A 7,887-nucleotide genomic window follows, 5' to 3' on the forward strand; every position below is an offset into this window, starting at 1 on the left:
TCACGCGCTGGGCACCAAACCCACAGGCCACAGCGCCAAAAACGCAACTGGCCCCCGCCACCAACCAGCTACTCACCGCACGGTCTACTCGCCGCTCAGCCTACTCACTACTCAGCGGCGGCAGGTAGCGCTCGCACACCTGCAACAGGCGCTCACGCAGCTCAATCGAACGCTCCGACAGCTCACGCTGAATCCGCACGTACTCGGCCTTACCTTCGGTGGTCTCCACCGGAATCGGCTCGTATCCCCAGCTGCGAATATCGTAGGGGGCGGCGCGCATATCCAGTTCGCGCGCATCCCACGCCAGGTCGAAACAATCCATGACCAGGGTCGAATCAACCAGCGGCAGCAACTTATACGCCCACTTGTACACGTCCATATTCGCGTGCAGGCACGCGGGCTGCTCCAGGACGCGCTGCAACTCGCGGGTCGGCTGCAGTTCGTTCATCGGTGCCGCCTGCGGCATGAAGAAACGGAACGCATCAAAGTGCGAGCAGCGGATGCGGTGCTCCTCCACCACGCGGTCCGTACCCTCCGCGCCCAGGCGCAGTTCCAGGTAGCCGTGGCGGATGTTGTTCTCCACTGACTTGTACGCCATCGCCCACTCATGCATGCCGAAGCAACCAAACTGCCCCTTCTTCGCGGCGGTGTTGCGCAGGATCTCGTGGGTGAAGGCGAGGGCGGTAGCGCGGCGCTCCACAAAATCGGTGACGTCCACCGTGACGGCGGAGGCGGCATCCGCCTGGGCACGCGCCACCTGCGGGGCGCAGCTAGCGTCAAGGAGTTCCTGCTCGGTTGCGGGCCGGTAGAAACGCCATGAGGCGCGCTCGGGTGCATCCAGCAGAATGACGCCGGCGCCGGGGTGCCAGCGCTTGAACTGGCCGGGCTTGAGCGTGTAGTAGGTGAAGAGGAAGTCTTCCACGGGGTGCACTTCGTGGCGGGCGCGACGCTGCGCAAACGGGTCGGCGTAGCGGCCGGCACGCGCCTCATGTGCTGCCTCTGCGGCACGCCATTGACGGGCATCCATCACCTGGGAAAACACAACACTACTCATGCTTCTAGCCTAAACGATGCCGCGACAAGGTAGGGCAGAAAGTAAAACTACTTTATTCAGTGAAGGTGTCAACAAGACCGTGTTCATCCTCGAGTTCCCAGAGCTTTTTGAGAGCTTGCTCCTTCTGAGTAACAGTCTTCTTGAGAAGTCCCTTACGGAAAGTGTCAGCATCCTCGGTGCGGATACGGAAGTGGCTACCCACCTTATGTGCAGGCAACTCACCCGCACGAATAGCCTTCATGAGTGTCGGGCGGGAAACACCGATGCGCTGCGCCGCAACCGTCGTCGTCAAATCGTGAGGGACAACCTGAACATCGATACTTTGCCCGTTAGCCAGGGCATGCAGGACATGCTGAATGACCTGGCTGAGGGCATCGCCAAGCTGCTGGCTTTCTCGGCCCGAAACGGTCAGCTCAATGGTGATTTCTTCAGAGTTCTTAAGAATCTCCCGTGCCTCTGCGCGAGCCTGATTGAGGGTATCTTCCTCCAGAGGGCTGGTTAGGGTGGTGGTCATTATCTTCTCCTTGGGGGTGGGCGAATAAGCATCCGAAGATGCCACGTCGGTGGGGTGCATATCATTCGGTTGGAGGCTCATTGTGGTTGATACAACCCTACCCCTATCTGAAATAACTGTAAAGCGTTTCAGCTATTTCACCTGTAGACAGACAAAAGGGAGGGGCGGCGCCGGACCAAACCAGCACCGCCCCTCCCGAAGCGTACAGCTCACAAACGAGCTAAACTCTAGCGGCCAGTACCACCGTAAACAGTAGCCTCACCCTCAGCATCCAGACCGAACGCAGTGTGCACCGCGCGAACAGCCTCATCCAGCTTGCTCAGCTCAGTAATCACCGAAATACGGATCTCAGAGGTCGAAATCATGTCGATGTTTACGCCCGCCGAGGACAGAGCCTCGAAGAAGGTGAACGAAACGCCGGGGTTGGTCTTCATGCCCGCGCCAACCAGCGACAGCTTACCCACAGACTCGTTGTAAATAACCTCCTGGAAACCCAACTCAGCCTGCGCAGCCTTCAGCGCCTTCAGCGCAGCGTCGCCCTGAGCCTGATCCAGAGTGAAGGAAATGTCGGTCACGTTCGGGCGGTCGGTGGGAACGTTCTGAACAATCATGTCCAGGTTTACCTTCGCCTCGTTAATCAGGCCGAACACCTTAGCGGCCGAACCGGGAACGTCCGGAACGCCAACAACGGTAATCTTTGCGCGGGTGCGATCGTGCGCGACACCGGAAATCAGGGGCTGCTCCAAGGGAATCTCCTTCAGATGAATGGGGGTCAGTTCCGCGGACTCCTCCGGAACCACGATAGTGCCTTCAAGGTCCGAGAACGAAGAACGCACGTGAAGCTTCAAGTTAAAGCGACGAGCATACTCGACGCTACGCAGGTGCAGAATCTTTGCACCGTTCGCCGCCATCTCCAGCATCTCCTCGCTGGTGATGGTATCCAGCTTGTGCGCGGTCGGCACGATGCGCGGGTCGGCGGTGAACACGCCGTCCACGTCCGAGTAAATCTCGCACACATCGGCGTTCAGCGCGGCGGCCAGCGCAACGGCGGTCGTATCGGAGCCGCCGCGGCCCAGGGTCGTAATGTCGCCGCTCTGACGGTTCATGCCCTGGAAACCGGCCACAATCGCGATATTTCCGGCCTCGACGGACTCACGGATGCGATCGGGGCGAACCTCCACGAGGCGCGCCGAACCGTGCACGCCGTCGGTAATCATGCCAGCCTGCGAACCGGTGAAGGACTGCGCCTTAGCGCCCAGGTCGTTAATGGCCATCGACAGGACGGCGGTCGAAATGCGTTCACCGGCGGTCAGCAGCATGTCCAGCTCACGCGAGGGAACGACATTGCTGGTGACCTCTGCGGCAAGGTCGAGCAACTCATCGGTGGTGTCACCCATAGCGGACACCACGACGACCACATCGTTACCTGCCTTCTGAGTGTCCACGACGCGGCGGGCAACGCGCTTTACACCCTCCGCATCAGCTACGGAGGAACCGCCGAACTTTTGGACGATCAGGCTCATTGATATCTCCAGGTCAGTTACTTGTGTGCTACCGGCAGGCGCCGGCTCCTCATTTATAGTAGACGGCGTTCAGTGCAAGCGGCTAACTGTGCACCCGTATGTATTGCCCCGTGAAATATTACGTAGTATTACGCGGTGGTGACGCGGGATGCGGAGGCGGGTACAGCACGCCCGCGGAGGCGAGTTTTTAGGTCCACGGGTTCACATAAGTGACACCCGGCAGCGGCGGAACATCCGGCTTCGGGGTGCGCAACGGGGCGTTCTGAATAGTGCGGATCTTCTCCTCATAGTCGGGGGTGCGGAACACCTCCGGCGCATCTTCCGCCTGCTCGGTTGCGGGTGCCTCAGTGGGTTCGGAGGCGGCGCTCGCCGGAGCCTCCTCGCCGGAGTTTTCGCCCAAGTCAGGGGTTGCTTCTGCTTCTGCCAATTCAGGTGTAGAGCCCGCACCAGAATCGGTGGGGGAGCCCTCACGGCGGGATTCTTCCGCGCCGGATTCCTTGTCGCTGGATTCCTCAGCCTCCTGGAGGACCTGCTCAATCAGCTGCTCATCCACCGTACCTTGCACGCCGGCGGGCGCCTCCGTGCGGGAACCTGCAGAATCCTCAGAATCCAGGTCATCAAACATGCTCGAATTCCAGCGGCGACGACTCTGCTTCGCCTCCTGAGCCTGAACCTGAGCCGCCTGCTCACGCTCCTGCTCCTCCTCACGGTTCACGCGCTCAAAATCCTCGGCGGCAGTATGAGCCACCGCCGTGCCCTCGCTAATGACGCGGCGGCCCTCCAGCGCGCGGCCCAGGGTAATCTCGTCCGCGTACTCCAGGTCGCCACCGACCGGTAGACCCGACGCGAGACGCGACAGACGCACACCCAGTGGCACGAGCATGCGCGAGAGGTAGGTTGCGGTCGCCTCACCCTCAAGATTCGGGTCCATCGCCAGAATAATCTCTTGGATACGCTCATCCGCCAGGCGGGACACTAGCTCACGAATACGCAGCTGCTCCGGGCCCACACCCGCCAGCGGGTTAATGGCGCCACCGAGCACATGGTAGCGGCCGGTAAAGGAACGGGTGCGTTCAATCGCCACCACGTCCTTCGATTCTTCGACCACACACAGCACGGACGGGTCGCGGCGCTCATCACGACAGATTGTGCACAGCTTTGTCTCGGAGACGTTACCGCACTCCTCGCAGAAACTGACGCTGGTCTTCACCGTGGAAATGGCGTTGGCTAGGCGCGCCATATCGGCAGCATCCGCATTCAGAATGTGAAAAGCGATGCGCTGAGCCGACTTGGGGCCCACGCCCGGCAGGCGGCCGAGCTCGTCAATGAGGTTTTGAACTGCTCCCTCGTACATGGCTTCTCCTTCAGGTGCGGTGTGTTGTGCTGGTGCGTTGGTGCGCTGTTCTTGGGCGACGTTATGAGTATGCACCCAAACCCTGACAGTTTAGGGGCGTTTCGCGTAGCGAGTATGCGGCTGGAATGAGTGCGCCCGCCATCGGTGCGATGGCGGGCGCGGCACCTACAACCCTGGATTAGGGCTGGTGCAGGGGGCGTTCGTCGATGACGGTGCCACCAATAATTTTTTCGATAGCGCGCAGACCGATGAAGGTGCTGTTTTCGACCTTCTCGTCATCCTCAGAGACGTAGTCCTCATCGGACGCGGCGCGTGCCGGGTGAGCCGGTGCCGCCGGTGCGCTGGGAGTCGGCGCATTAGGAGTCGGTGTGGCAGGTGCGTTAGAAGCCTGTGCTGCGGGCTTCTCATCGCTTGCCGGAGCAGTATCAGCCGGTGCCGCCTGCGGTGCCTCTGCCAACGGACCAGCAGGCTCAACCGGAGTAGCGAGCGGACCAGCAGGCTCAACCGGAGTAGCAAGTGGGCCTGCCGGTGCTACAGGCTGAGCAGGCATTGCGGGCGCGGTGGGTGCCTCAACCGGTTCAGCGTAGGCAGGCTCATCCTCAAAAGGGGGCTCCTCCTCATACGGAGGTTCCTCCATGTGAGGGGGCTCCTGCGAGAACGGGGGCTCTTGTACATGCTGGGGTTCAGTAGCGCTCTCCTGCTGCGGAACTCCACTACCGGAGGCCGCAAAGGAATCACGCTCACCAAAACCGCCCGCCGGAGCAACCGGAACCTGCTGAGCTGCCGGAACTTGTTGACCAGCCGGAACCTGCTGGGCTGCCGGGGGCTCAGGCGCAAGCGGACCAGCCGGTGCCTGCGGCGTAGCCGGTACAGCCGGGGCAGCCTGCTGAGGTGCTTCCTCGGGGGCGCTCTGCGGAATCGGGGCAACCTCCCACGCACCCAGGGGCGCATCCACGCTCGTAGACTCGGGGGTGTTTGCGCCGGTCAGCGGCTGACCGTGGCGACGCCACGCATCCTCACCGCCGCGCGGACCATCAGCCAGCGGGGCCGGCTGAGCGGGCTGCGGGGGAGTCTGCTGAACGGGTTGCTGAGGCGCCTGCGGGGCAACAGCCGCCGGAACTGCAGGCTGAGCTGCGGGAGCACTGGGCGCAGCAGGCTGAGCTACGGGTTTGACCTGTTCGCCGGGCTTCGCCACCTGAGCGTGAATGGTCACCTGACGGCGCAGGAACTCACTCACGCGGGCGGTCAGCTCGGGCACAAAGCCCTTGACCGCGCGCAAAGTCGCAATGTCGGCGCTCACGTACAGGGTCGCGCCGTCCATGCGGGCGGGGCGAACCTTCATCAGCTGCTCCGCCGCACCGGGAACGCTCATTCGGTTAAGAATGGCACGCCAATTACCCTGAACCGCCGCCAGCGGATCGTTCGGGTCAAGCTTCAGAGGCGCGGAGGGGGCACCCGCCGCAGCGGCATCAGCTACAGAAGAAGCGGGGGTATCCGGTGTCGCCGGGGCGTTACCCGCTAGGGGAGCACCAGCCGCAGGTGCGGACTCCTGCGCGGTCGGTGCCAGAGGTGCAGCACTAAGGGGCGCACCTGCCAGCGGGGGAGCACCCGCGCTAGCCTGCTGAGAGCCGCCCCGCTGAGGGGCTACCTGCTGCGCGGGCTGAGCCGCCTCCTGAACCGGGGCGCTAGAAGCCTGGGTCTTAGGCGTCAGACCAGCCGCCGCCATACCCGCCGCACGAGCAGCAGACATGCCACCCTGCGCCGGACCAGAACCAGCAGGAGCCGAACCAGCAGCACCAGAAGCCACGCGACGCTCCAAAACCTGCAGGCGAGAAGCCAACGCCGCAACCTCCGCACCACCGGCAGAACCCTCCACCGCAGGCAGAAGCAGACGAGCACACAGCAACTCCAGCTGAAGCTGCGGATTCGCCGCACCCGTCATACCATTCAGAGTCTCATTCGCCGTACCCGCAGCAACCGTCAGCTCACGCTCACCCAAAGCCTGAGCCTGCTGGGCCAAACGCTCCAACTGATCCTGCGGAACACCCTGCAAAATCTGGCCGGCAGCCTGCGGAACAGCCTTCACCACAATCAAATCACGCAGGCGCTCCAGCAGATCCTCCACAAAACGGCGAGGATCCTGACCGGTCGCCACCACACGTGACACCGCACCAAAGAGAGTCGGCGCATCCTTCGCGCCCAACGCCTCAATAACCTCATCCAGAAGCTGCGCGTGGGTATAACCCAGCAGCGCCACCGCACGGTCATACTCAATACCGTTCTGCGACGACGCACCAGCCATCAGCTGATCAAGAATCGACAGCGAATCACGCACCGAACCGCCGCCAGCACGAATCACCAGCTGCAATACACCCGGCTCAACCGGCACCTGCTCCTGATCGCACAGGCCCTGCAGGAATGGCAGAAGAACCTCCGGCGGAACCAGACGGAACGGATAATGGTGAGTACGCGAACGAATCGTACCCAACACCTTATTCGGCTCAGTCGTCGCGAAGATAAACTTCACGTGCTCCGGCGGCTCCTCCACAATCTTCAGCAGCGCATTGAAACCCTCACGGGTCACCATATGCGCCTCATCAATAATGAAGATTTTGTAACGGTCACGCACCGGCGCCAAAGTAGCGCGCTCACGCAGGTCACGGGCATGATCCACGCCGCCGTGGCTCGCCGCATCCATCTCAATCACGTCAAGAGAACCGCCACCATCACGCGAGAGCTCACGGCACGAATCGCATACACCACACGGAGTAGGAGTCGGACCCTGCGCACAGTTCAAACAACGCGCCAAAATACGCGCCGACGTGGTCTTACCGCAACCACGCGGACCCGAAAACAGGTACGCGTGATTCACACGGTTCTTCTCCAAGGCGACCATAAGAGGTTCGGTCACGTGCTCCTGCCCGATAACCTCAGCAAAGGTTTCGGGGCGATAACGACGATAAAGGGCAGTGCTCACGGCAACCTCTTCAACTCGGGGGTGCGGATAGGACAATCCCTACCATTTTAGACGCTTTACTCTCGGCCCGAGTGGCCGACAGTCACCGGTGAACACGCCACCGCACCACCGCCACCGCGACACCTACTATGGACACTCACCCGGGCGCTCACCCGGGCGGCATGTACGCCCACAGAAATACCGCGAACACACCGAATTCCCAAGAACCCAAAAATCCGGTACACTGGTTCTTGCCTCTTACGTGGCGTTATCTTGGAAAACTCCCCCAGGACCGGAAGGTAGCAAGGGTATTCGAGCTATGACGGGTGCGTAAGGGGTTTTTCTATGCCCAAAATCAGGCACCTGGGTAGTTCACGCCCGTCATACCCGTCTCACTGTCGTTCGACGGCTTCAACCCAGGATTTATATCCTCGCTCGCTCGGAATCCTGGGTTTCAGCGGTTGCGTAGGAGGTTTTTTCATGCCC

Annotated in this window: 5 protein-coding genes and 1 other RNA gene; 1 reads left to right on the top strand and 5 read right to left on the bottom strand. The window is 61.6% G+C overall.

Annotation, left to right across the window (positions count from 1 at the left end):
* Positions 1–100: 100 nt before the first annotated feature.
* The 5 genes from HMPREF2894_RS03650 to HMPREF2894_RS03670 form a co-directional block, all read right to left on the bottom strand.
* Positions 101–1,054, bottom strand: coding sequence for a 3-methyladenine DNA glycosylase (locus tag HMPREF2894_RS03650; protein WP_070677849.1), 954 nt, complete (start codon positions 1,052–1,054; stop codon positions 101–103).
* Positions 1,055–1,106: 52 nt separating this feature from the next.
* Positions 1,107–1,568: a helix-turn-helix domain-containing protein gene (locus tag HMPREF2894_RS03655; protein WP_049350495.1), complete on the bottom strand. Its 462-nt coding sequence runs from the start codon at positions 1,566–1,568 to the stop codon at positions 1,107–1,109.
* Between the two features lie 227 nt (positions 1,569–1,795).
* The gene (locus HMPREF2894_RS03660) at positions 1,796–3,091 is read right to left on the bottom strand and encodes an aspartate kinase (protein ID WP_070505882.1); all 1,296 of its coding nucleotides are present in this window, start codon (positions 3,089–3,091) and stop codon (positions 1,796–1,798) included.
* A gap of 187 nt (positions 3,092–3,278) precedes the next feature.
* Positions 3,279–4,445 (bottom strand): recombination mediator RecR, encoded by a 1,167-nt coding sequence (recR, locus tag HMPREF2894_RS03665; RefSeq protein ID WP_070677851.1) that lies wholly within the window; start codon positions 4,443–4,445, stop codon positions 3,279–3,281.
* A 178-nt stretch (positions 4,446–4,623) separates the two neighbouring features.
* A complete protein-coding gene (locus HMPREF2894_RS03670) occupies positions 4,624–7,422 on the bottom strand; it encodes a DNA polymerase III subunit gamma and tau (protein ID WP_049353413.1) in 2,799 nt (932 codons plus the stop codon).
* Positions 7,423–7,650: 228 nt separating this feature from the next.
* Here HMPREF2894_RS03670 and ffs point away from each other — a divergent pair.
* Positions 7,651–7,747: signal recognition particle sRNA small type (gene ffs, locus HMPREF2894_RS03675), an RNA gene on the top strand.
* Positions 7,748–7,887: the final 140 nt, after the last annotated feature.

Origin of the sequence: Rothia sp. HMSC066G02 (assembly GCF_001813145.1) — a bacterium.
Classification (GTDB): domain Bacteria; phylum Actinomycetota; class Actinomycetes; order Actinomycetales; family Micrococcaceae; genus Rothia.